The organism is Paenibacillus hodogayensis, assembly GCF_039536325.1.
Lineage (GTDB): Bacteria > Bacillota > Bacilli > Paenibacillales > NBRC-103111 > Paenibacillus_AB > Paenibacillus_AB hodogayensis.
Genome location: NZ_BAAAYO010000010.1, coordinates 88,130 through 113,664, shown reverse-complemented (window position 1 = coordinate 113,664; position 25,535 = coordinate 88,130). Strand labels below are relative to the sequence as shown.

Below are 25,535 nucleotides of genomic sequence, written 5' to 3'. Positions count from 1 at the left end.
TTTTGAATAATCGATTTACATTCGAGATTAATTAAAGAAAATAATTCCTCCCCTTGTATAAAAAATTTAAGTTAATATCAGTTTTGAGAAGGTGTACTAATGAATGGGGGATTCCATGACAGGGGTATTTAAAATAGGCTCCGAAGAAGATATAAAGAAAACAATCGTGCAGTTAAAGGGCGCGGCCTTGCGAGCATTACAAAACTATGACTTGGATTGGGAACAAATTCGGTTTAATCAACTATCTGATACTTGTACATTTATCATACGAACAAGTATAGAAGGGTCTTTTTTACTCCGTATCCATTCAGGAATGAATAACGATGAGATTACTTCCGAAATCGTTTGGCTGGATGCTTTAAATGAAAGAGTGAATACTCCTCTTCCTCGGGGAGTTTTGGATCGAAACGGATTCAGAACCGTAAGAATTGATCAAGAGAACGGTTCCCACGTTTACGCCTCACTGATGCGTTGGGTGGAGGGCGTTCACGAAAGTGAAGGATTTTCTGAAGACCAAATTTATAAAGAGGGAATCCTCTTGGCAAATCTCCATCAAGCCTCACAGCAATTCGAAATACCCTCTAACTTCACGCGCCCCGTTTGGGGGGAGCAAAGCTTTAGACAAGCGCTGGAGCGTCTGGCGCAACACTATGATAAATTTTTGACAGACGCAGAATATGCTTTATACGAATCAGCGGCTGAGAGGATCCTTCAGAGGATTATCAAACTGTGTAAGGATAGCGCGAGCTACGGATTAATTCACGGTGATCTGCACCAAGGCAACATTGTATTTTACAATGGCGAGCCTTGCCCGATCGATTTTGGAAGATGTGGATTTGGATATTTTCTTTATGATATTGCACATACCATCTTGAGGCTTTATCCCGCTCAAAGGGAGCTGGTCATTAAGGGCTACCAGAGCATTAGGAGACTGGGAGACGGCTGGCTTCCTGAATTGGAGACCTTTGCAGTGATGGTTATGATCGAAAATTACTGTCACCATGCTCCCGATTCACGAGAAACAGAAGGACTTATAGAAGAACAGCCCTATGCACAAGCCATAATAAAAAATTATTTAAGCGGAGCACCGTTTTTATTTCATGCAATAGAGATTTAAAAGATAGTCAGGAAGGAACTTTGGTCAGTTTCAAGAATATTTAAAAAATCCATAATTTCAAATAAATGGAGGTCCAATAGTAATGGTAACCACAAGAAATGGAAAAGAAATTAGTATTGATCCTACTTTCTTAGAGTCACTGTTACAGCGAATTGTACCATCTAAAATTTTTCAGTTGATATCATGGAACTGTAGTCCACTTGGAAAAAACAAGGAAGAAAGCTCAGTCTATAGAGTATCTTGTACAGTTTTAATAAAAGACGATGAAAGTCAAAATTATACTTTGATTATCAAAGTATTGAAGCCTGATTTTATGCGAAATCAAGTTAATCACTACTATTACTGGAAACGAGAAGCTTTGGTTTACGATTCTGGAATACTGAATCAGTTACCGCAAGATATACGTGCTCCCATATGTCATGCAGTAGAAGAGCATTCTGATGGATCGGTCTGGATCTGGCTTGATGATATAGCCATTGAACCTATCCAGAATGACTGGTCCTTAACGCATATGTGTAAAATATCCTACTTACTCGGAAAATATAATGGCGCCTACCTAACAGGAACTCCTCTCCCAACGGAGTCTTTCTTATGCCGTTCCTGGATGCGTTCGTGGGTAGAGGTCTGTACTGCTTATGCTAAACCTATTGAGGAGCAAAAAGCTATTTGGGAATCTTATTTGAAAGAGTTTGATGATAAGAATTATATGTGGGAGCTTTATATAAACAATAGGGTTCGTGTAAACAGTTTGCTGAAGACATTAGAACTACTGCCTCGTGTATTTGCCCATCAAGACGTACATTGGGATAACATTTTTTTAGAGAAATTGAATGACAGGGATTCATTAATAGCGATTGATTGGCAGTTTGCAAGCATCTCAGGTGTAGGAGAAGAGCTTGGTCGAATATTTGGATATGCATTATTAAAGAAGAAGATTTCAATTGACAAAGCATCAGACTACAAGGAAGAGTTATTTCTAAATTATCTCCAAGGACTTAGAGAGGTAGGTTGGGATGGAAATGCTAAGCTTGCTCGTTTTGGTTTTACTACTACTGCATCGCTTAGGTTTATCATGGTTATTGATAAGCTGCTTAGTAACTTGGAGCAGGACAATAGAAATAATGAGAAAGACAGATCGAGTCATCTGTTTTCAGTAGTTCGGGAACTTCTTAACATGGCAGAAGAGTCTTGGGATTTAAGTAGTGAAATCACATAGTACATACAAATCGGCCTTGTTATCGTTCCTTTAACGGAAATGCACAGGCGGTGATTCCAACTATGCCGACGACCGATCCCTTTGATCTTTGCTCCGGAATAGCGGAATCATGATTAGGAATGCTGCAAAAAAACAGAATCCGGCGACTTCTGCTCGAACAAAGCCATTCCGCAGCAGTCGAATGGATTCTGACATTTACGTTTGCCCCTTTCGTCATCTATTCGAATGTCATCTTAGGGCCTCCTGCAGGAGGAGAGTCAATACATATTCCGAAAAAGTGAGCGATATAGGCGATAGAGTATAGCTTTTTGGAGGAGGTTTGGAGGTGGAATTAATTTACGAAGATGATACGTTGGCAATAGCTGTTGTTAAAGCGATTCACTCTGGCGATATTCCATCGTTGAAGCGATTGCTCGTCGAGAATCCGGGGCTGGCAACGGCAAGGATGATTGGAAGGGACAATACCAACGAAGGTGAAAGGAGTAGGATATCTAGAACGCTTCTGCATGTGGTAACCGACTGGCCCGGTCACTTCCCAAACGGATCGGCCGCCGTGGGCGTATTAGTCGAGTGCGGCGCGGACGTGAACGCCCGTTACACGGGTCCGCACGCCGAGACACCGCTTCATTGGGCTGCGAGCTCCGATGATATTCAGGTGCTTGACGCGCTTCTTGATGCTGGCGCCGACATTGAAGCGCCAGGTGCGGTGATCGCCGGCGGCACGCCGCTGGACGATGCCGTAGCGTTCGCCCAATGGCGCGCCGCCCATAGATTGGTTGAACGCGGGGCGATGATGGCACTCTGGCATGCGGCTGCGCTTGGGCAGATGGACGAAATAAAGGCGTATTTCACCGGGAAAAAGCTTTCTGAGCGATATCCTTGGGGAGCGAATAGCTCATCTCCTCCGGGCGAGGTTACCGTCGCCTTCTGGTGCGCATGCCACGGAGGGCAGCTCCAACCTGCAGAATACCTTTTCGAACAAGGGGCCGAACTGAACTGGATTTCCGTTTGGGATGGACTCACTCCACTGGACGCAGCAAAACGCAGTTCCGCTGCCGAACTCGTTCAGTGGCTTGCCAGTCGAGGAGCTAAATCCGGAAGCGGACGGGGATGATACGTGCGAACAAGGCTTTTATCAAGGCTTTTGTACCACCACACAAACCATCGGCTAGGAGGCAGCCCCTATGAACGAGGAGCTAATGGAACGATTAAAGGCGTTCCTATTTCGCGAGGATAACTCTACTTTAGTTGGCAGTCCGGCAAGCCAAGAAGAAATCATTCAGGCGCAGGAACGGTTGAATGTACGTTTTCATGCAGACTACGTTCATTTTATACAGACATTTGGGGGAGCTTATGCAGGGGTGGAGGTCAAGGGGTTCTCTAACGGTTCCAGTCTCGGAAAAGAAACGGTGGTCAGTTTGACGCTGGGGTTTCGAGAGCAAGTAGAGGAGGGGGAGCCGGCTGAAGAGATTCTGCGCAGCAGCTACGTAATATCGATAGATGGCGCCGGCGATCCTATTATGATTAATCCCGAAGGTCAGGTGCTGATGTATTACCACGATACGGGAGAGCTTGAGACGTTGGCGGACTCCTTCGAGGCGTTGATTGAGGATTGTTTTTCCGAATGGTAGAAAGGGAATGGAAGCAAGCCGTTCTTCAAGGGGACGGGCTTGCCTCAGCGGCGCCGGCTGCGCAGAGAGCAGGCGGCATGGCCGCCCGCTGCCCAGCGCAGCTCGGGCTCGGAGAGCAAGTACAAAGTCAGACCTTGAACGGTATCCTTGGAATGGACCGAGTCCCTTGCACCTCAAGGGATCGATCCTTCCGGAATACACAGGAATAGCTCTGACTTTGTACTAAAGGCTGCGGAAATTCGCTATCTTGTGATAGGTCAAATAGTTGGCGTTGTGGAAATTGTACGCTCCGTTGATCGCCGTCCGGGAGGCGAAGAGGATATCGTCCCCGTCGCTGATCCAGTCGATATACTGAAAGCCGACTTTCTTGAAGTCCTCGGGCCAGCCGTTGTCCTCGTAGTTGAGGACGTCCTGCACGATCTCCCAATGCTCCAGATCGGCCGAGCGGACGAGAGCGAGAATGTTGCGCTGCCCGGTTTTGTCCGGCTTCACCCGGCTGACGAGCGACCAGTAGCAAGCCGAGTCCAGATCGTAATAAACCGTGAATTTGGACAAATTGCCGTAAAAGGGAATGACCTTGTAAAAGGTAAGCGGTTGCTCCGGCCGATCCGGATCCGCTTGCAGCATAATCGCCCGGCCGTGGTCCGGGTTGCCGCCGTTCGTCTGGTAGCGGAGCAGGTTCACCAGCTTGCCGTCCGGCGTCACGACCGCATTGCCTTCCAGCAAGCCGGCGCGGTTCGTTCCGCCGACCGTTCCCGGCCATTCCAGATCGTAAGGAAGGAACGGCATAACCGTCCACTGGGACGAGTCGAGCAGATCCGCGTCAGCCGGGACGGAGACGAGCCCGGACGCGTGGGAACCGAGCGTCCACGAGCCGTAGTCGATGCCGGTCCATAACCGGCCGTTGTGCTCGATGACCGGCATCGGCGCCTTATGCGGGCCTCCGGCCTTCTGGCTGCCTGCGGCAATAATCTCAGTAGGAGCGCTCCACGTTTCTCCGCCGTCATCGGAACGGCCGATCAAGAGCGCCCCGTATTCCGTGCTTGTCGCCAGCATATATAGCCGGCCGCGGTGCAAGAACAGTTTGCCCCAGAAGCATGGGTACAAAAATTGCACGAACGACCATGTTGCGCCGTCGTCGCGGGAACGGAACAGCATCGACGTGTTTTGCCCTTCATTGCCCCAAAAAATATCGTGCGAAGCAAGCAGCGAGCCGTCCGGCAGGCGGACGATCGAAGGGCTGGCGACCGAGCGGCCGGAAAAACCGTACGTGTAATCCTCGGGGTGAATGTAATTGATAACTGTTCCAGGCACGTGACCGGGACGGAACAGTCTCCATGGACTGCGCTCCGGTTCGGGAGAACCCGCTTGCTCCGCCAGGATGCACAGCTCGTAGTCCGTACCGTCGGTCAGCCCGGTTATCGTCGCGGCGCCGCTTCCCCGGCCGCGGCCAAGCGGGATGACCGTCGCATCCGTTCCGCCTCTCGTCCGGTATTCAAGCGAATATTCCCGATGGGGGACGGCGTCCTCGGCGAAATCGATCCAATCCGCCGTAAGGGAGCCTTCTCCCGGAGCGAGGCGCATGAGGTGCAGGGTGGTCCCGTAAGAAGCACTGTCGGATACGGCTGCCTTGTACAGTTGTTCGGGGTTGGCGATATTCCAGCCTGTAGCGGTCGTTTGACTCATAACGGCTTTGTCTCCTCTTTGAACGTTTTAATGTTCTTCATTAAAGAACATCGTTCATTTTTTATTCGGAATGATTCAAGAATAAAACATCGCGCACCGGTTATCAACCCTTTTTTAAAGCGATTTCAAATTTTCTTTTTTTTGACCCGGCACCACCTCCAACGAGGTTTTGCGAGCAAATGAGAAGTTGTCAAACCGGCCCGGTTCCATTAAGATGAAATCAATGGAAAGACTACTAAATTGAACAGATAAGAGGCTGGTCCGATGGCGGAAGAGATTAAAGTGAAGTCTTTATATAAAGCGTTGCGTATTTTGGACTGCTTCACGGTCGACAATCCGGAGCGCGGCATTACCGAGCTGAGCGAGCAGCTCGGGCTGTACAAGAGCAATGTTCATAATATCGTCGATACGTTCGTCAAAGCCGGTTATTTGGAGCAAAACGCGGAAAATGAAAAATATCGGCTCGGCTTTAAAGTTTTGGAGCTTGGCAACGTCATCTCCGCCAATATGAACATCCGCAAAATGACGCTGCCGTATATGCAGGAAATGGCCGATTTCGCCAATGAAACCGTCTATTTGGGCATGCCGAACGACACCGAAGTCATCTACCTCGAATCGTGCTCCCCTAAAAACAAGCTGTCTACCCGCTCCATGCTCGGCGTCAAGGCTCCGTTGTACTGTACGGGCATCGGCAAAGCGATGCTGGCCTTTCTCCCTGCCGAAACGGTGGAATCGATTTGCGCCAAAGGACTCCGTAAGTACACCGACCAAACGATCGCGGAACGGGAGGCGCTGCTTGCGGAGCTGAAGGCGATCAGGGCGCGGGGCTATTCCATCGACAACATGGAGCACGAATACGGCATCAAATGCGTAGGCATGCCAATCTTGAACAAAAAAAGACAGGTCGTCGCCGGCATTAGCGTATCCGGACCGTCGCTTCGTTTCGAGGACAATACGATCGGCGCCTATGCGTCCAAGCTAGGCGAGCTGGTCCGCCAGATCGAGGAGAAGCTGTAAGCTGCGTTCCCCGTGCGCAAAAAACGATTGTAAAGGACACGGGGCTGTACTAAAATAAAGAAGAATTAAAAAAACGAACCTCGTTCTCGATGGCGGAACAAACCGCTTTTTATTTTTATAATATTATCGGAACGTTGTTCTTTATTTTAGAACAAAAAAGAAATGAGGAACCGAAAATGAAACAATCGATAGCCGACGGGATATGGCCTACGATGGTTACGCCCTTCACGGCTGCGGGCGAGGTGGACTACGCTGCGCTGGAGGCGATGGTAGAATGGTATATCGCGCAAGAAGTTCATGGCTTGTTCGCGGTGTGCCAGTCCAGCGAGATGTTCCGTCTGTCTTTGCCGGAGCGGGTCGGGCTGGCGCGGTTCGTCAAGGAGAAGGCGGCGGGCCGGGTTCAAGTCATTGCCTCCGGTCATATCGCGGACTCGATCGAGGAGCAGATTGCCGAGCTGGGGGCCATCGGCGCTACGGGCGTGGATGCGGTCGTGCTGGTCAGCAACCGGCTCGCGGCCGAGCACGAGGACGAAGAGAAGTGGAAGGCTAACGCCCGCTTGCTGCTGGACGCTTTGCCGGAGCTATCGTTCGGTATTTACGAATGCCCTTATCCTTACAAAAGGCTGCTGTCTCCGGAACTGCTCCGTTGGTGCGCGGAAACCGGCCGTTTCTTGTTCCTGAAGGACACGAGCTGCGATATCGGACAGATCGAGGCAAAGCTCGCAGCCGTTGCCGGAAGTCCGCTCAAGCTGTTCAACGCCAATACGACCACGCTGCTCGATTCGCTCAGGCTGGGCGCTGCCGGCTTCAGCGGGGTGATGGCCAATTTCCACCCGGACCTGTACGTGCGTCTGGTCGGTCTGCGCGGCGAAGAAGACCAAACGGCGGCGGAGCTGCTGCAAAGCTTCCTGTCGGTCGGCTCGCTGATCGAGCTGCAATACTACCCCGTCAACGCCAAATACCATCTGCAGAGCATCGGTCTGCCGCTGACGACCGCATGCCGGACGAGGGACGAAGCCGGTCTGCAGCCGAATCACCGTATCGAGGTAAACAATCTGGAACGGCTTGCGGCGACGCTGCGTTCGATACTGCCCTTGGCGGGAGCTCAATAAAATCATATGCCTCAAACGGACTGGAAGCATCGCTTCCGGTTCTTTTTTTGTCCGGAAAATCATTAAAGCTTTGTTATCGATGTTTAGTATTAGTTATATATTGAGAAAATAAGTTCGGGTAATCTGGATAAGAGACAACTATTCCAAAAACGGGGGGTCAACATGAAACATACAGCGAAACGATTAACCGGAACCGGCATTGCCGTTTTGTTGACGACGGCCATGGTTGCAGGCTGCGCCGGCGGGACCAAGAACAACGCGGGAGAAGGGGCTACCCAAGGAGGAGGCGCGGGCGCGAAGCCGTTCGAGGGCAAAAGCATTACGCTCGTGACGGCGAACCATCCGTGGGGCGACGCGATCAAGCCGCTGCTGCCGGAGTTCGAATCGAAGACCGGGATGAAGGTGAACGTGCAAAGCTTTTTCGAAGACCAGCTCACTCAGAAGCTGACCGTGCAGTTTACGGCAGGCTCGGCGACTCCGGACGTGTTCATGTACCGTCCGCTCCAAGAAGGCAAGCTATTCTACAAAAACGGCTGGGTGCAGCCGCTCGACGAGTATTCGCAGAAGGACGCCGCTTACGACTTCGGGGATTTCTCCAAATCGGCGATCGGTTCCGTTACGGTTGACGGCAAGCTGGCCGGCATTCCGATCATTACGGAGCAGGAAATATTGTACTACCGCAAAGACTTGCTGAAAAACGCCGGCATTGAAGTGCCGAAGACGATGGACGAGCTTGTCGCCGCGGTCAAGAAGCTGCACGACCCGTCCAAGGAAATGTACGGCTTCGTCGCCCGGGGGCAGCGCTCGCCGCTCGTTACGCAAGTATCCTCGTTCCTGTATTCCGAAGGCGCGGACTTTATGAACGGCGACAAGGCGACGATCAACACGCCGGAGGCGGTTAAGGCGTTTACGACATACGGCACGCTGCTGCGCGACTTCGGTCCTCCCGGGGTGCTGAACATGTCCTGGCCGCAAGCGTTCGGGATTTTTGCCCAAGGCAAGGTCGCCTTCCTGACCGACGCCAACTCGCTGTATAAAAACGTCACCGATCCGGAAAAATCGAAGTTTGCCGATCAGGTCGGATTCGCCGTATTCCCGGGGGGCAAAGCGGGCTCCAAGCCGTACAGCATCACCTCGTGGGGGCTTTCCATCAATTCCAAGGCGGCCAACAAAGACGCCGCATGGGAGTTTATCAAGTGGGCGTCGAGCAAGGAAATCGTGCTGAAGACACAGCAGATCGGCAATCCGGGCGCGCGCACCTCGGTGTGGGACAAGGCCGAAGGAACGACCGGCTTCCCGGCGGAGCTGGTGCCGATTATCAAGCAAAGCGCATCGACCGGCGTCGACCACGACCGTCCTGTCGTCATCAGCGTAGGCGAGGCCCGCGACGCGGTCGGCGAGATCGTCCAGCAGGTGATGGCCGGCTCCACGAACATTCAGGACGTGGCCAACAAAGCGAACGCCGCGCTGCAAGCGATCGTGGACAAAGACAAAACGAAATAAAGCCCGCTTAACGCAACGTTCCGATTTGATGTGAAGAAAAGGGTCACGCGGTGGCCCTTTTTCTGGCTTTCCTATTCCGCTGTCCAACAAGAGGGGTGATACTTCCGTGCAATACAGCTGGTTTGATCGCAATTTGAAATGGATTTACACGCTTCCCGCCGTGCTGTTCGTTCTCGTCATGATGCTGTTCCCGATTATTTATACGGTGCGCATCAGTTTCTTCGAGTGGAGCATGTCGGCTACTACGCCGCCTCAATGGGTCGGGCTGAGCAACTACATCGAGCTGATGAAGGACGGGCGGTTCTGGCATTCCGTCGGCGCGACGTTTTACTTCACCATCGTGGCGCTTGTCGCCGAAGTCGTGCTCGGCGTAGCGATCGCCGTCCTGCTGGCCCGGCAGTTCCGCGGCAAAAATGTGGTGAAAACGATCTTCCTGCTGCCGATGGTGGCCACGCCGGTAGCCATGGGTCTTGTCTGGATGCTGATCTACGAGCCGACGATCGGGGTAGCCAACATGATGCTGAAGTCGCTCGGCTTCCAGCCGTTGCTGTGGCTCGCGTCGACTAGTCAGGTCATTCCGTCGCTCATTATTGTGGACGTGTGGGAATGGACGCCGATGATCTCGCTGATCGTTATGGCGGGCATTGCCACGCTGCCGAGCGACCCGTACGAGGCCGCCGACGTCGACGGGGCGAACGGCTGGCAGAAGTTTACTTCGATTACGCTTCCGCTGCTCCGTCCGACGATTCTCGTGGCGGCGATGCTTCGGTTGATCGACGTCCTGAAGACGTTCGATATCATTTACGCGACGACGCAGGGCGGTCCGAACTTCGCATCGGAGACGCTGAACCTGTACGGCTACGTGCTCGGCTTCCAATACTTTAAGCTGGGGATGGCTTCGTCGCTGCTTGTCCTGTTCTTCCTGCTCGTCATGGGCTTGACGCTGTTCATGATCTGGATGCGCAAACGATTGGAGGCGGCTTGATGAAAAACAAACGCGGCATCAATGCGCTTTACTCGCTGCTGACTTTGCTCGTCGTAATCGTCTTCGCCTTTCCGTTCATCTGGATGCTGATCGCGTCCTTCAAGACGCAGGCGCAGATCATGTCGTCGGAAAACTTTTTCTGGTTCAAACCGACGGCCAAAAACTATACGAGCGTGTTCCGCGAATACGACTTTCTGAAATTTATATGGAACAGCCTGATCGTGGCGGTAGGCTCGACGCTGCTCTCGCTTATTCTCGGGCTGCCCGCCGCCTACGCCATCGCCCGTCACCATCTGCAGAAGCTCGGGCTGGTCATTCTCGTGGCACGGATCATACCGGGCATTACGTTTCTGATCCCGTGGTTCATTCTGTTCTCCAAGATCAATCTGGTCGACACGTATACGGCGTTGATTCTGAGCCATATGCTCGTCGGTTTGCCGTTTATTATCTGGATTATGATTTCGTTTTTCGAAGGATTGCCGACCGAGATCGAGGAAGCCGGCTTGATCGACGGCTGCAATCACCATCAAGTGTTTTTGCGCATCATCATGCCGATCTCCGGACCGGGGGTCATCACGTCTTCGCTGCTGTCGTTCATTTTTTCCTGGAACAATTTCATGTTCTCGATTATACTTGCCGGGGACAAGACGAAGACGCTGCCGATCGCGGTGTTCAACTTCATGTCGTATTCGGAAATCAACTGGGGCGCGCTCATGGCGGCCGCCTGCATCATTACGCTGCCGGTGCTGATCATCGCCCTGCTGGCGCAGCGCTATATCGTTAGCGGATTGGCGGCAGGCGCGGTAAAAGGATAACGGCAGCGAGAGAGAATCGGTCGGAGGGGGAGAGGACATGCCGGGGAAGGTCAACATATTCGGGAGAATATTGATCCTGGTCGTCTTGCTCCTGATTCCGATCCTGGTGCTCTACAGCTTCTCCAACCGGACCGCCAACCAGGTGGTGCGGGAGCAAATCCAATCGTCGGGGCTGAATCAGCTCCGATTTTTTCTGAACCAGCTCGATTCGACGATCGACAACCTGGCGATGTTCCCGGTCATTCTCGGGCAAGACCCCCATATCCGCGATTACCTCGACAAGCCGGGCGGGGCGCTTCCGGAAATGCTCGCCAAGCAAGCGAGGATCACCGAGAAGTTAGGGCTGCAAAGCGTATCGAGCCCCTTCTCCAACGATCTGTCGATTGTGCAGCCGCAGGAAAAGACGGTCTTGTCGTCCAATATTTATGTCAACGGCACCTCGAATTGGACGTGGGGCGGAGATGTGCACAGCGTATGGACGTATGCGCAGGACAAGACGCGCGGGTTTCCGACAGCCGCGTTCATCCGCGAAATCGTCGAGCCGGCCAATGCCAAGCAGGTCGAGGCGGCGGCGACGCTGTATCACGTCAGCTTCCCAGTGCGAAACATTAGCGAGCTGCTCGATATGTACAAGAAGGACAAGCAGAGCGATCCGTTTCTGTACAAGCCCGGCGAGGAGCCGATCGGTTCGAGCACCCCGGACAAAGAGACGGTCCAGCCGGTTATCGCACTGCTGAACGACGGGGCGCTGAACGAGTCCGGACAGCTGCAGTTCCGGATTGAAGACCGCCAGCTGCTGGTCAGTTACGTCCGATCCAGCCAGCTGCCGGGCTGGTATATGGTCGACTATGAGCCCGTCGAGCGGGTGCTCGCTCCGATCGCCAAAACGCGCAACCTGTTCTACGTGTCGGTCGGGCTGCTGCTTATGCTGAGCATGCTTGCCTCCTTCCTGCTGTACCGGAACGTGCAGCGGCCGATTCTCAATCTGATCCGCAGCATGCAGAGGCTGAAGCGGGGCGATCTGTCGACGCGGATCGAATACCGCTCCAAAAACGAATTCGATTATTTGATCGTGCGCTTCAATGAAATGGCCGAGCAGATCCAGGTATTGGTCGAAGACGTCTATGCCGAGAAAATCCGTTCGCGCGAAGCGACGCTCAAACAGCTGCAATCGCAAATCAATCCGCATTTTTTGTACAATTCGTTGTTTTTCATTATCAATTCCGCGGCAATGGACGACCGCGATTCCGTCGTGGCCATGTCGCAGCATTTGGCGGAATATTTCCGCTACACGACCCGGGTCGACGACCAGACGGTGACGCTGAAGGACGAGCTCGACCTGATCCGGCACTATTTGGAAATCCAGAGCATGCGCATGCACCGATTGCAGTACGATATCGCCGTTCCGGAGGAGATGCTGGACGAGACGATGCCACGGCTGCTCATCCAGCCGCTCGTGGAGAACGCCATCGTGCACGGCATCGAGGGCAGGCCCGAGGGCGGACGCATCGCGATAACCGGACAACGGGACGACGGCTACAACCGGATCGTGGTGGCCGACAGCGGGGCGGGCTTGACCGGCGGGGAGCTGGAACGGCTGCTCGCCAGCCTGGAGACGCCGATGACCGACCGTATCGGACGCGGTACCTGGAACGTGCATCAGCGGCTTTATTATCAATTCGGCGAAGGCTCCGGGCTGACCTTCGAGGCTATCCCGGAAGGCGGCCTCAAGGCGGTGCTGACATGGAACCGAGCCGGAAGATTGGTGGCGCCGGGGTCCGGCGGGAAAGGAGCGGGACACCATCGTTCAACTATTGATCGTGGATGACGAGGTCCATGTCGTGGAGCGCTTCTCGACGACGATCGACTGGCCGTCCGTCGGCATCGGGCAGGTGCACGGGGTGCATTCGGGCGAGAAGGCGCTGGCGCTGCTCGAACGGTTCTCGATCGACATCGTCATCACCGATATCCGCATGCCCGGCATGACCGGACTGCAGCTGATCGCCGAAATTCAGCGGCGCTGGCCGAAGACGAGATGCATCCTGCTCTCCGGCCATTCGGATTTTCATTACGCCAAGGAAGCGATTCTGTACCGGACGGAAGATTATCTACTCAAGCCGGTGACGGAGAACGACCTTGTCGCGACCGTGAAGCGCGTCATGGACAAGCTGGCCCGGGAGTGGGAGGAAGTCGTCTCGCGGCAGCGGCTCGATTACACGCTGAAGGAGCATATGCCAGCGCTGCGGAGCATCCTGCTCGGCGATTTGCTGCAGGGACGCAAGCTGTCCGCCTCGATGCTCAAGGACAAGATGCAGATGCTCGGACTCGGCGATTCAGGCGGCAAGCCTTTCGCGGTGATGATGATCCGGCTCGAGGAATACTTCTTGCGGTATGACGCCCACAGCTTGTCGCTGATGGAATACGCAATCGGCAATATGGTGGAGGAACTGTTCGGCGCCAGGATGGACAGCTGGTACACGAAAGATCCGCACGATTATCTGGTGTTCGCGATGACGGCCAGAAGCCCGTCCGATAATACGCCGGAGGCGTCGAGCTGGCTGGAGCGCACGGCTTCGCAGCTGCAAACGGCCGTCAGCAGCTACCTGAAAGGGAAAATCTCGGTGCTGGTCAGCGGCTGGGGCACGTTCCCGTCCGAGCTGTCGGAGCTGTACAACCAGTCGCTGGCTGCGTTCCGCCGCACGATCGGCAGCGAGCAGGAGCTGTTCCTGCGGCTGAGCGACGAGCCGGGGCGGGCCGATGTGACACCGCTGCCGGGACTGTACGAGCCGCCGACGCTGATCCATCTGCTGGAAGCGGCGCGCTGGGACGCGATCCGCGAGAAGCTCGAAGCGCTGTTTCAAGAGCTGGAGAAGCGTGGCGCGGAGTCCCAGGAGCTGCTGCTCGAAGTGTACTTCAGCATGGCGTCGGCGTTCGCCTATATCGTCCATAAAAGCAGCCGCAGCCTGCCCGTGCTGATCGGCGAAGAGTACGACAAGATGATCCGTGGCATCCCGTTCCGCTCCGTCCTTCAGCTGAAGGAATGGGCGTACCGGATGCTGGACCGGATTCGCGACGATATGAACCGCGAGACGAAAAACTCGCGCGCGCTGCTGATCAACCAGATCCGCGCCTTCGTCGAGGAGCGCATTTCCGAGGATGTGTCGCTGCAGTCGATCGCGGACCATGTCCACCTGCATCCGGTGTACGTATCGAAAATATACAAGCTGGAGACCGGGGACAATTTGAGCGACTACATGCAGCGCGTGCGAATGGACCGGGCGGAATATTTGCTCAAGCACGGCCATGACAAAATATACGAAATATCGGCCATGCTCGGCTATCAGAGGCCCCATTCGTTCAATCACGCCTTCAAAAAGCAATTCGGCATGACGCCCCAGGAGTACCGGGACCGCTATTCCTGAGCTGTGCCTGTTCGATTCACCGAAAACGATCCTTAGGAGGCAAGTCGGATGAAGATAACGAAGCTGGAGCTGTTCAAGGTACCGCCCAGATGGCTGTTCCTGAAAATCGAAACGGACGAGGGCATCTCGGGATGGGGAGAGCCTGTCGTCGAGGGCAAGGCGGATACGGTGCATGCGGCCGTAACGGAGATGAGCGATTACTTGATCGGCAAAGACCCGATGCGCATCGAGGATATATTCCAGGTGCTGTACCGCGGCGGCTTCTACCGCGGCGGGCCGATTTTGTCCAGCGCGATATCGGGCATCGAGCAGGCGCTGTGGGATATCAAGGGCAAGTTCTACAACGCGCCGGTATACGACCTGCTTGGAGGCGCTTGCCGCGACCGGACGCGGGTGTACTGCTGGATCGGCGGCGACCGCCCGAGCGATGTGGGGGAAGCGGCCAAGCGTCAGGTGGAAGCCGGCTTTACGGCGGTTAAGATGAACGCCACCGAGGAGATGCACTATATCGATTCGCACGTCAAAGTGGAGGCGGCCATCGCCCGTATTGCCGCGATCCGCGAAGCGGTCGGCCAAGATATCGGCATCGGCATCGATTTTCACGGCCGGGTTCATAAGTCGATGGCCAAAATATTGGTCAAAGAGCTGGAGCCGTACCGTCCGATGTTTATCGAGGAGCCGGTGCTCCCGGAAAATAACGAGGCTTTGAGGGAGATTGCCCGCTATACGTCGTGTCCGATCGCTACCGGCGAGCGGATGTACACCCGCTGGGGGTTCAAAGAGCTGCTTGCCCAGGGCATCGTCGATATTATCCAGCCGGATTTGTCGCATGCCGGCGGCATTCTGGAGACGCGCAAAATCGCCGCCATGGCGGAAGCCTACGATGTCGCGGTCGCGCCGCATTGCCCGCTCGGGCCCATCGCCCTCGCCTCGTGCTTGCAGTTGGACACATGCTCGCCGAACGCCTTTATCCAGGAGCAAAGCCTGGGCATCCACTACAACCAGGGCTCGGATCTGCTCGATTATTTGAAGGATCCTTCCGTGTTCGCTTACAAGGACGGCTTCGTGGCGAATTTGACCGGTCCGGGTCTCGGCATCGAAGTGAACGAGGAAAAAGTACGCGAGATGGCGGCGATCGGGCATTCGTGGAAAAACCCGGTATGGCGTCAGGAAGACGGTACGGTAGCGGAATGGTAAGCGGCGGAATGCTTGGCGCAACGGAAGCGCAAGCAGAATAGCGCCAAAAGAATAGCGCCAACAGAGAACAGCGGCTGCGCGAGCAGCCGCTTTTGTTTGGTTTGCAGTCGCTGCGAAAGCAGTCCCTTCTTCCTGCTGCCGGTCCGCCTAATCAGGGTCCTTTCACATCAACAGCGTACAAAAAAATGACGGCTTTTACTAAATCATCCGTTACCGATCCTTTATATAATGGGAGATGTCAACAGGGCCGGCGTTTCATGACGGCGCTTACATAACGGACTGGACGGATGTGGATGACCAAGGGGGATGTCGCGTGATGGTTGAATCGGCGGACGTCCGATGCGGAAACGGATCGTCCCGCTTGCCGGGCAACGAGGTCGTATCCAGCAATGGCAGGAGGAGAGCGAGCATGACGATGACGGCATGGAATGGAAAAGCGGCGAGGGTCGCGCTGCTGGCCGCCGCAATAGCAATGACGGCAGGCTGCAGCAAGGGGAGTACGAAAGCCGAGCCCGGAACGGATCCGGGCAAAGCGCCGGAAGCGGGCAAGGAATCGGTTACCTTGAAAATCATGTGGTTCAATACACTGGTGGCCAAGGAGGCGGTCGAGCAGTTTATCGCCGCTCCCGTCAAGCAGAAGTACCCGAACATCGCGATCGAGTTCGTGGAGGTGAAGCCGGGAGCTTCTTTGCCGGATTTGATCACCTCCGGTCAGGGCGTGCCCGATCTAGTCATTACCGATTATCCGAATCTGTCCACCGCGATCGATCTGAAATATCCGGTTGACCTGAACGAGCCGTTGAAGCAGTCGAAGGTCGATCTGAACGGAATGGAAGCCGACCCGCTGGACGGTGTGCGTGCGCTAGGAGCCAAAGGGGAGCTGTACGGCCTGCCCATCTATATGGACAAATATATGATGTTTTACAACAAAGATATTTTCGACCGGTTTGCGATCCCGTATCCGACCGGAGAGATGAGCTATACGGACCTGATGAGCCTGGTAAAAAGGCTGAGCCGCACCGAGGCGGGCGTCCAATATGTTGGCTACAGATGGGGCGACCTATATACGGTCGGCTTCCAGCTCGGCTTGCCCGTCCTCAACGTCAAGACCGGCAAGGCCGACCTGCAGACGGAAGGCTGGAAGCGGGCGCTGTCTCTGGTCAAGGAATGGGTCGATACGGGTGCCGACAACAAAATTACCCATGAGCACTTTTTCAAGGAAAAGCGGCTGGCGATTTATCCGCAGTGGATGGGGGCCGCTTACGGCCTCATTGCGCAGGAGGGAGGCAGCTTGAACTGGGATTTGGCGCCCATGCCGTATTCCTCCGACCAGCCGAAGACGTCCGGTCCGGCCAAGCCCCTTTACCTGCTCGCTTCCGCCGCCGGCAAGCACAAGGAACAGGCAATCGCGGCGCTCTCTTACATCGCGACGTCGCCCGAGGCGCAGCTGCTCCTTTCGCAGAACGGACGGATCAGCGTGTTGAAGGATAAGGCGATCCGGCAGCAATTCGGTACGAAGCTGCCGCTGCTTCAGGGCAAGAACACCGCCGCCGTCTTTCAGTACCCGTTCGGCAAGCTGCCGAATACGACCGCTTACGAATCGCAAGCATGGGACGGCCTGGACACGGCTCCACCCGCCATCATCGGGGGAGCGGACGTCAACACCGCGCTGCGCGCCGCGGAAGAGAAGGCGAACAAAGATATCGACACCTACTTGAGCGGCAGAAAGTAAAAAAGCGATGACCGCCTCGCGTCGGCGTTCGGCGTCTCCACGTGGGTCGCGGTAAGCAAAACGGAAGGCTGGGTGATCTAGTACAAGGTCAGATCTGAAACGGTATGGTATCCATGGAAAGAATCCAACCTTGCACGTAAGGGATGGATTCTTTCTATCCTATTAAACCAAGTAAATAACTATGATTAGTTGACAATGTAAGGGGGCGACCGTACAATTAGGCTACATTACCAAGTTCGGGTTGACACAGGCGGGGCGATGGATGGCGATTCATCAGGATGTTACGGAACAATATCGGTCAAAAAGGAGCGGTGAAATCGAACATGTCGGAGTATAACGATTCGTATCCGAACGGCCACCTGCTGGTCGATGTCGACTGGGTGGAGCGCAATGCGGCGAGAGAGGACATCGTCTTACTGGATGCCCGCAGAGAGGGCTATGCGCAAGGGCATATCCCGGGTTCGATTTCATTCGATCAGGGGCGTCTCAAGGACGACACGGCCCGTGCTGTCGTTGCGGCCGAGACGGCTCGCGATCTGTTGGAGAGCGCGGGCATCGGCGACGATACAACCGTCATCGTACTCGACGACGGGAGAGGTCCCGCAGCGGCCCGGCTTTTTTATGTCATGGAATATTACGGGCTGAAGGATAAAGTGAAGCTGTTGAACGGAGGATACGCGGCATGGGAGGAGGCCGGGAAGCCGAGTACGAATGTCGTGCCGGAACCCGCCAGAGGGCGCCTGACGAATGTGCGCGCGCAAGAAAGCTTGATCGCGACCAAGCGGCACATTCAGTCCGGCATACGGGACAGTCTCTTGCTCGACGTACGATCCGCGGAGGAATATTCCGGGGAAAACAAACGCCACAACCGCCACGGCGGACATATCCGCGGCTCCGTCAACCTGGAGTGGACGGAAGCGCTTGAACGGGACCCGGCAAGCGGGGTAACATTTTTCAAGTCCTACGGGGAGCTGTTGCGGCCGTTTCAGCGGCTGAATGTCGCTTCCGACAAACCGATCGTCCCTTACTGCCAGCTGAATTCGCGCGGAGCCCACACGTATTTCGTGCTGCGGCTGCTCGGTTTTACGGACATCCGGCCTTATGAAGGATCGTGGGAAGAGTGGGGAAATGCGGAAGATACGGAGATCGTCTGAGCGTGAAGACACCTAACTTCGGTGTCTTTTTTGTTTTCATCGCTTTTTATGCTCCGAAATATGGGCCGTATATTGTCAAAATCCCCGTATCGTAACCATTGGCCGTCTCCGGTCATCGTCAGGTCCACTATAAGATATTAAACTGGTGTATATAATATCATTATTTATGATTGTGGTGTACTTAAATGGTGTTGACAGCACTGATGTGATGTCTTATATTGGGGATATGGTAAACGTTTTCAGTGAAATTGATGTTCTTTCATTGCTGGAATAGACATCACGGTGTACGAGGTTCTGAGATAAGGGAACTACGAAAAGAGCGAGGAACAGAACAGGAAGATGGGGTGCGGCGATCATGAAAGCAAAACCGACGAGCGAGCAGTTTCGGCTCGAGCTGGAACGGATGGCGGACGAATTGCGGGCCGATATCGAGAACGGGATATACCCGGCCGGCTCGTATTTGCCGTCCGAGCCGCAGCTGGCGAAGCGTTTCCGGTTAAGCAACAAATCGGTGCGCAAAGGGATGGAGAAGCTGGTGGAAGATGGGCTGATCGAGAAAATACCCCGGGTCGGCAACCGCGTCGCGGCGCAGCGCCCGCGGGTGCGCTTGACGTTGGCCTGCACCTATTCGATCGAACGGGATTTTAGTCTGAGCCGGCTTCTCGACGATTTTCACCGGCAGCATCCATGGGTGCGCGTAGAGGTCATCTCTTACAATGAGCTGTCCTCCTTTTATGACGACGGCGAACGCCGTCAGGCCGATGTGTTCGCCATCGACTCCACCCAATTCCAGGAGCTGAGGGAAGACGGCCGGGCGACGATGCTGGAGCCGCTGGACGGCGCGCCGGAGGCGTTCCCTTTCCTGAACGAGGCTTTCCGGGCAGACGGCGTTCAGTATGTGCTGCCGGCTATCTTTACGCCGATCGTGCTCTGCTACAACCGTTCGCATTTCCGTGAATGCCGGCTTCCGGAGCCTCACGGGGGATGGACGTGGGACGATTTGGCCAGAAACGCCGCCGTCCTGTCGTCAGGCGGCAACCGGCTCGGGTTTTGCTTCCATCTTCTGTCCGAGAACCGGTGGCCGTTGTTCCTCTTGCAAAGCGGCGGGCGCTTCGAATGGGAGGACGGACGGCTGGGCGAGCTGCGCGGCACGGCGCTGCTGGAAGGAATGCGGCTCGGCAAGCGGATTATACGCGACCGCGACATTTTCCCGTTCTATCTGTCCGAGAACAACGACGAGATCAACGCGCTGTTTCTGGAAGGCAAAGTGTCAATGATTTTGACCAGCTACATGGGCATGAACGAGTTCCGGGGCGCCGGGCTCGAGTACGATATATCGCCCGTCCCCAACATGGGCGAGCCGCGTACGCTGGCGATGGCGATCGGGTTCGGCGTGAGTCGCGATTCGGGCCATAAGGAGGCGGCCCGTATCCTTGCTGAGTACTTCGGGACGGAGAGGGCGCAGACGCTTATCCGCACCTATACGTTAAGCGTGCCCGCGCTGCAGCAGATCGGGGAGGCCTCGAACCCGACGTCCATGAACGTCCCCGCCCGGTACGGGCTGTACCGCGAAATCGTGGCTTCTTACCGCCTGCACAGCGAGCTGAACGTTCCGTGGAGAATGAACCGCGTATTGGCCGGACAATTGAAGTCGTATTGGGCGGGACTGCTGGACGATGACGAGCTGTGCGACAAGCTGGCGGAAAAATTATCGGTGCGGGAGCCGGAGACGGCGAAGCGATGACGAACGCCGTCAGTCGCGCGTTGCGCATGCCGATCCGCCTGCTTGCCGAGACGTCCGGACCGGCCGGGGAGGAGGGATACGAATGAGCTTCCAATCGACCAAGGTACTTTCCATTTCCAGATGCAAGTACAAGTTTGAAAGCCATGTCGTCAATCACTGCCATAACTTCCACCACCTGATGTACGTCGTCGGGGGGAGCGGAACGCTAAGCGCGGACGGAGCCGTCTGCGGCATGAACAAGCACGATATGTTCGTCATTCAGCCGGGCGTGTATCACAGCTTCGTCTCGGACGCTTCCCAACCGCTCCGCACCGTCGAGGTGAAGGCGCTTGTCGGCGATTCGCAGCTGGAGGCTTGCCTGGAGGCGATGCCCATCCGCATAGAGGCTCCGCATTCCAAGATCAAGCTGCTTCTGGAAGCGATGCTGGACGAGGCGACTTACTGCCGGCCGCAATTCAAGGAGATCATCACGGCCCATTTCATCGAGTTCATTATGAACATCAGACGGTTGTACGGAGCGGAAGCGGAAGGAGCGGGAGCCGGGCCGGCGGGACACTCGGACGAAGGTGCGGAACGGGAGCCGGCGGCCAAGCGTCTTCCGGTCAAAGCCGAGGCGGGCGACGACCTGGCCGGCCGGGCGATCCGCTATATTCATGCGAACTGCGACCGCAAAATCGTGCTCAAGGAGCTCGCCCGGAAGCTTGCGGTCAGCAGTGCGCACCTGTGCCGCGTCTTCTACGGCAAATATCAGCTGACGCCGATGCAGTATTTGAACAACTGGCGCATTTACGAAACGAAGCAGCTGCTTGCGAATACGGAAATGTCCATTACGGAAATATCCGCCAAGGTCGGTTTCCAGAGCGTTCATTATTTAAGCCGGCGGTTTGCCGCCAGCGAGCAACTGTCCCCGCTGCAATACAGGCAGAGGATGAAGGAGATCGTCGAGCTGCGGATCGAAGACAAGCTGGAAATCGTCGACCAGCAAATCGTCAAAAGCACTTGAAGCCCACGAATAGACCGGTAAGGCGGTGGCGGAGCAAGCAGGCAAATTGGCGGATACTGTACGAAAAACGGAGCGGGCCCGGGGAAGCGTTACTCCCCGGGCTGTTTGCGCGCTCTCGCTTCCGAGGGCGTCAGCCCGTAGAAGCGCCGGAACAGGCGCGTCAAATAATCCGGCTCCATGCCGATATGGGCGGCGATCTGGCGGACGTTCAGGCCCGGCTGCTCCTCAAGCAGCAGCGCGGCGGTCTTCAGGCGGATGCGCTGCAAATATTGCATCGGCGTTACGCCCAGCTCCTGCCGGAACAGCCGGTTCAGATGCTTGGGCGAATAGCCGACGTGGGCGGCGAGCTCCGGCAAGGTCAGTTCGCGGTGCAGATGGTCGTGCAGAAACCGGACGGCGCTGTCCGCGACGGAATCGCGGTAGCGCGGCGGCTTGACGAAGCCGTCAGCGGCTTCCGGCGGAGCGGCGGCCGTTTGCTTTTTGCATTCGAGGCAAAAGGCGAACAGCAGCTCGGCCGAATGCCAGGCATCGTAGTCGGGGCCGGAATGCGACCAGATTCGCTCCGTCAGCGCCAGCAGCCTGTCCGTATCCCCCAGGCGATGCCGGTAAGGCGTCTTCCCGAAACCCCAGCCGGCCAACGCCCCCACATGCTCCTGGATAAACGTGACGTAGCCGACATGCCAAGGCTCGGCGCTTTGCGGCACGTATTCGTGCGGAAATCCGGCCGGGATATACAGCAGCGTGTTCGGCTCGATCATGTCCCAATTGTCCTGACCGAGCGGGCGGAATATGCCGGTTCCGCTGAACGTCACATGCAGCTGATCCGCGGAAAAGCCTTTCATGCGCGTAATCGCGGTCTGCCGCTCCGTTCCGACGGTATAGACGCCGAACGGGATGTCCGATTCGGCCGGGCGGTGCAAGTTCGTCCGCAGCGGGAGGATGGGGATATGCGGATCGGTCATAACGATCATGTCCTTTTTGTGCGGGATATTGTCCGTTTTGGATGTATGTCAATCAGTATAGCACAACTATAATGGGGGCATGCGATGATTTCAGAGAGCCGCCTAGCGCGGGAATCGCGGACAAGGAGCGATAAGATGAACCGGATCGACAACTATTGGGAAAATCCCGGCCTGCTGCAGGTGAACCGGGAAGCGCCGAGAGCGCATTATATTCCATACGCGGATAAAGCTTCGGCTAAGGCGGGCAAGAGGGGCCGCTCTCCGTTCTACCAGACGCTGAACGGGACCTGGAAATTCCGTTACCATCCCGGCGTCAGGCAGGTCGACCCGGCGTTCCGGGACGAACGCTTCGACGCCGGAGCGTGGGACGAGCTGATCGTACCGTCCTGCTGGCAGACGAACGGATACGACCAATTGCATTATACGAACATCAACTACCCGATTCCTTTCGACCCGCCGTATGTGCCGGACGCCAACCCGGCCGGTGTGTATATCCGCGATTTCCGCATCGGCGAGCAGTGGGCGGACAAAGACAAGTTCGTCGTCTTCGAGGGCGTGAACTCCTGCTTCTACCTGTGGGTGAACGGCGCTTTCGTCGGCTACAGCCAGGGCAGCCGGGTGCCGGCGGAATTCGACCTGTCCGCCCACGTGCGCCCCGGACTCAACCGGATGGCCGTGCTCGTCTTGAAATGGTGCGACGGGACTTATTTGGAGGACCAGGACTTGTGGAGGTACTCCGGCATTTTCCGCGACGTCTACCTGCTGGCCCGGGAGCGGGCGCATATCCGCGACGCGTTCAACCGCCAGGAGCTGTCGGACGGCTTCGGCGAGGCGGTGTTGCGCACGGAAGTCGAGACGACCGGCCTGGTGCGTGTAACCGCCGAATTGAGGGATGCGGACGGCAACCCGGTCGCGAGGGCCGAAGCCGAGATCGACGGCAAGGGAGAACTCGCGCTTCCGGTCACGAAGCCGATCCTGTGGAATGCCGAACAGCCTTACTTGTACGAGCTGTACCTGTATGGGGGCGGCGAAGTGCTGCGGTTTCGCGTCGGCTTCCGCGAGGTCACCATTCGTGATGGAGTCTTTACGATCAGCGGGAAAGCGGTAAAGCTGAAGGGCGTCAACCGGCACGATTCGCACCCCTCGCTCGGGCAGACGATTCCGGTCTCCCATATGATCCGCGACCTGGACTTGATGAAGCGGCACAACATCAATACGATCCGCACCTCCCATTACCCGAACGATCCGCGGTTTCTCGATTTATGCGACGAATACGGGTTTTATGTGATCGACGAAGCCGATCTGGAATGTCACGGCGTCGGCTCGGCTTTCGGCTGGGCGGAGGGCGCTTTCCATAAGCTGTCCGCCGATCCGGACTGGAAGGAAGCATTCGTGGAGCGCGCGGTGCGTATGGTGGAGAGGGACAAAAACCACGCCTCCGTCATCATTTGGTCGATGGGCAACGAGTCCGGCTATGCCGCCAATCATATCGCCATGGCAGAATGGACGAAAGGACGAGACCACTCCAGGCCGGTTCATTACGAAGGGGCGGCGCCGCATTACAAGGGCTCGGAGGACACCGCCTGTCTCGATATGGAAAGCCGTATGTACGCGTCCGTGCAGGCGATCGAGGAGTACGCCGCGAACGGAGACCATACGAAACCTCTGTTCCTGTGCGAGTACAGCCATGCGATGGGCAACGGTCCCGGCGACTTGAAGGATTACTGGGACGTCATCTACATATATCCGCTGCTGATGGGCGGCTGCGTATGGGAATGGTGCGACCACGGGATCGCGACCGCGACGCCGGACGGCATTCCGTTCTTCGCTTATGGCGGCGATTTCGGCGATAAGCCGAACGACGGCAACTTCTGCATCGACGGGCTCGTCTCGCCGGATAGGAAGCCGCATGTCGGACTGCTCGAGCTGAAGGCGGTCATTGCCCCGATTCGTGTCGAGGCGGACGATTTGGCGGCAGGCCGTGTACGGGTTGCGAATTTGTACGATTTTGCCGATCTGTCGCATATCGGCTTGCATTGGACGGTCGAGATCGGCGGAGAGGTGACGAGTCAAGGGGACGTCTGGCAGCTGGATGCCGGCCCGCACGAGTCGCAAACGGTCGCGCTGCCGTATACGCTGCCCGAATCGGCTTCGCCTGCGCCGGTTTTGACGCTCTCCTTCCGGCTGAAGGAGCGGACGCGGTGGGCGGAGTTCGGGTACGAGATCGCCTTCGCCCAGTTGGAGCTGCCGGTCGCGGTTGCCGCGACGGACGTTACGGCATGCGGGGGAGGGGCCATCGAAACTTCGTTGGACGGCGACTTGCTCGTCATCGAAGGGTTCGACTTCCGGCACGTGTTCGATCTGGAGTCCGGAATGGTCTCGCAGCTTTCCAGGCACGGCGTCCGCATGCTGACGGAGCCGGCGCAGTTCGCTATCTGGCGCGCTCCGACCGACAACGATATGCGCGTGAAGAGCGGCTGGAGCGGCGAAGGGATCGACCGGGCCGTCGCGAAAGTGTACGATTGCAGCTGGAGCAAGTCCGGCGATACGGCGGTCGAGGTCGTCGTCCGGTTTTCGCTCGGCGGGTATTCGAAGCCCCCGCTGCTTCACGGGGTTGCCACCTGGCGGTTCGACGGAACGGGAGAGGCCGCGCTGCATACGAGCGTAACGGTCCGGGACGGCCTTGGCTTCCTGCCGCGGTTCGGCCTGCAACTGACGATGCCGAAAGGAAACGAAGAAGTGGACTATTACGGTTTCGGCCCGCACGAGAGCTATATCGACAAGCGGCAAAGCGTGCGCAAGGGCCGTTATGCGACGACCGTCGACGGCATGTCCCAGCCATATATCAAGCCGCAGGAGACGGGATCGCGCTACGGCACGGAATGGGCGATCGTCTCGAGCGCGCTGGGCATGGGGCTGCAATTCGCATCCCCCGGAGGTTTCTCGTTCAACGCTTCGCATTATACGCCCGCGGATCTTGCGGCGGCGGCCCATGCCTACGAGCTGAAGCGGAGGGACGAGACGATCGTGCACCTCGATTACAAAATGAGCGGCGTCGGATCGAACTCCTGCGGCCCGCAGCTGCTGCCGCAATACGGGCTGAACGAGAAGCAGTTCGCGTTCGAGCTGACGATAAAGCCTATTTTCAAGGAAGACGAATAACGGCGGCAGACCGGACCGACTAGGCGTGCTATTCCCTGCGAAAGCCGCATGCAAGGCAAGGCGAGGCGAACAGGCCC

The 25,535-nt window shown here is 56.1% G+C and carries 19 protein-coding genes; 17 read left to right on the top strand and 2 right to left on the bottom strand.

The features are described 5' to 3' along the window. Positions 1-103 precede the first annotated feature (103 nt). From ABD796_RS19700 to ABD796_RS19685, 4 genes are all read left to right on the top strand, one after another. Entirely contained in the window at positions 104-1,117 is a 1,014-nt protein-coding gene (locus ABD796_RS19700) for a phosphotransferase enzyme family protein (protein WP_344910828.1), read from the top strand. An 82-nt stretch (positions 1,118-1,199) separates the two neighbouring features. Then, positions 1,200-2,333 (top strand): hypothetical protein, encoded by a 1,134-nt coding sequence (locus ABD796_RS19695; RefSeq protein WP_344910825.1) that lies wholly within the window; start codon positions 1,200-1,202, stop codon positions 2,331-2,333. Between the two features lie 325 nt (positions 2,334-2,658). Further along, the gene (locus tag ABD796_RS19690) at positions 2,659-3,447 is read left to right on the top strand and encodes an ankyrin repeat domain-containing protein (protein ID WP_344910823.1); all 789 of its coding nucleotides are present in this window, start codon (positions 2,659-2,661) and stop codon (positions 3,445-3,447) included. Between the two features lie 70 nt (positions 3,448-3,517). Further along, a complete protein-coding gene (locus ABD796_RS19685) occupies positions 3,518-3,964 on the top strand; it encodes an SMI1/KNR4 family protein (RefSeq protein ID WP_344910820.1) in 447 nt (148 codons plus the stop codon). Between the two features lie 222 nt (positions 3,965-4,186). Here the strand turns inward: ABD796_RS19685 and ABD796_RS19680 are convergent, their stop codons facing one another. Further along, positions 4,187-5,650 (bottom strand): hypothetical protein, encoded by a 1,464-nt coding sequence (locus ABD796_RS19680; protein ID WP_344910817.1) that lies wholly within the window; start codon positions 5,648-5,650, stop codon positions 4,187-4,189. Positions 5,651-5,914: 264 nt separating this feature from the next. Between ABD796_RS19680 and ABD796_RS19675 the strand changes: the two genes are divergently transcribed. The 12 genes from ABD796_RS19675 to ABD796_RS19620 all read left to right on the top strand — a co-directional run bounded on the left by ABD796_RS19675 (position 5,915) and on the right by ABD796_RS19620 (position 21,334). Beyond that, positions 5,915-6,667, top strand: a complete 753-nt coding sequence (locus ABD796_RS19675) for an IclR family transcriptional regulator (protein WP_344910814.1) — start codon at positions 5,915-5,917, stop codon at positions 6,665-6,667. 176 nt (positions 6,668-6,843) lie between these two features. Beyond that, on the top strand, positions 6,844-7,779 hold the full coding sequence (locus ABD796_RS19670) for a dihydrodipicolinate synthase family protein (protein ID WP_344910811.1): 936 nt from the start codon (positions 6,844-6,846) through the stop codon (positions 7,777-7,779). 162 nt (positions 7,780-7,941) lie between these two features. After that, positions 7,942-9,282, top strand: a complete 1,341-nt coding sequence (locus ABD796_RS19665) for an ABC transporter substrate-binding protein (protein ID WP_344910808.1) — start codon at positions 7,942-7,944, stop codon at positions 9,280-9,282. Between the two features lie 106 nt (positions 9,283-9,388). Beyond that, positions 9,389-10,267, top strand: coding sequence for a carbohydrate ABC transporter permease (locus ABD796_RS19660; RefSeq protein ID WP_344910806.1), 879 nt, complete (start codon positions 9,389-9,391; stop codon positions 10,265-10,267). Continuing rightward, on the top strand, positions 10,267-11,082 hold the full coding sequence (locus ABD796_RS19655) for a carbohydrate ABC transporter permease (protein ID WP_344910804.1): 816 nt from the start codon (positions 10,267-10,269) through the stop codon (positions 11,080-11,082). Before ABD796_RS19660 ends, ABD796_RS19655 begins: the two co-directional genes overlap by 1 nt. Positions 11,083-11,119: 37 nt before the next feature. After that, positions 11,120-12,910: a sensor histidine kinase gene (locus ABD796_RS19650; protein ID WP_344910802.1), complete on the top strand. Its 1,791-nt coding sequence runs from the start codon at positions 11,120-11,122 to the stop codon at positions 12,908-12,910. Between the two features lie 13 nt (positions 12,911-12,923). Further along, complete coding sequence (locus tag ABD796_RS19645) at positions 12,924-14,504, top strand: response regulator (protein ID WP_344910800.1); 1,581 nt, start codon at positions 12,924-12,926, stop codon at positions 14,502-14,504. Positions 14,505-14,552: 48 nt separating this feature from the next. After that, a complete protein-coding gene (dgoD, locus tag ABD796_RS19640) occupies positions 14,553-15,701 on the top strand; it encodes a galactonate dehydratase (protein ID WP_344910796.1) in 1,149 nt (382 codons plus the stop codon). Positions 15,702-16,017: 316 nt separating this feature from the next. Next, a complete protein-coding gene (locus ABD796_RS19635) occupies positions 16,018-17,433 on the top strand; it encodes an ABC transporter substrate-binding protein (protein WP_344912895.1) in 1,416 nt (471 codons plus the stop codon). 278 nt (positions 17,434-17,711) lie between these two features. Continuing rightward, positions 17,712-18,587 (top strand): sulfurtransferase, encoded by an 876-nt coding sequence (locus ABD796_RS19630; RefSeq protein WP_344910792.1) that lies wholly within the window; start codon positions 17,712-17,714, stop codon positions 18,585-18,587. Positions 18,588-18,942: 355 nt separating this feature from the next. After that, entirely contained in the window at positions 18,943-20,331 is a 1,389-nt protein-coding gene (locus tag ABD796_RS19625; protein ID WP_344910789.1) for an extracellular solute-binding protein, read from the top strand. An 82-nt stretch (positions 20,332-20,413) separates the two neighbouring features. Beyond that, entirely contained in the window at positions 20,414-21,334 is a 921-nt protein-coding gene (locus tag ABD796_RS19620; RefSeq protein WP_344910785.1) for an AraC family transcriptional regulator, read from the top strand. Between the two features lie 89 nt (positions 21,335-21,423). On the opposite strand, the gene ABD796_RS19615 is transcribed toward ABD796_RS19620, so the two are convergent. Then, positions 21,424-22,296, bottom strand: a complete 873-nt coding sequence (locus tag ABD796_RS19615; protein WP_344910782.1) for an AraC family transcriptional regulator — start codon at positions 22,294-22,296, stop codon at positions 21,424-21,426. Between the two features lie 135 nt (positions 22,297-22,431). Between ABD796_RS19615 and ABD796_RS19610 the strand changes: the two genes are divergently transcribed. Continuing rightward, positions 22,432-25,458, top strand: a complete 3,027-nt coding sequence (locus ABD796_RS19610; protein ID WP_344910779.1) for a glycoside hydrolase family 2 TIM barrel-domain containing protein — start codon at positions 22,432-22,434, stop codon at positions 25,456-25,458. Positions 25,459-25,535 lie beyond the last annotated feature (77 nt).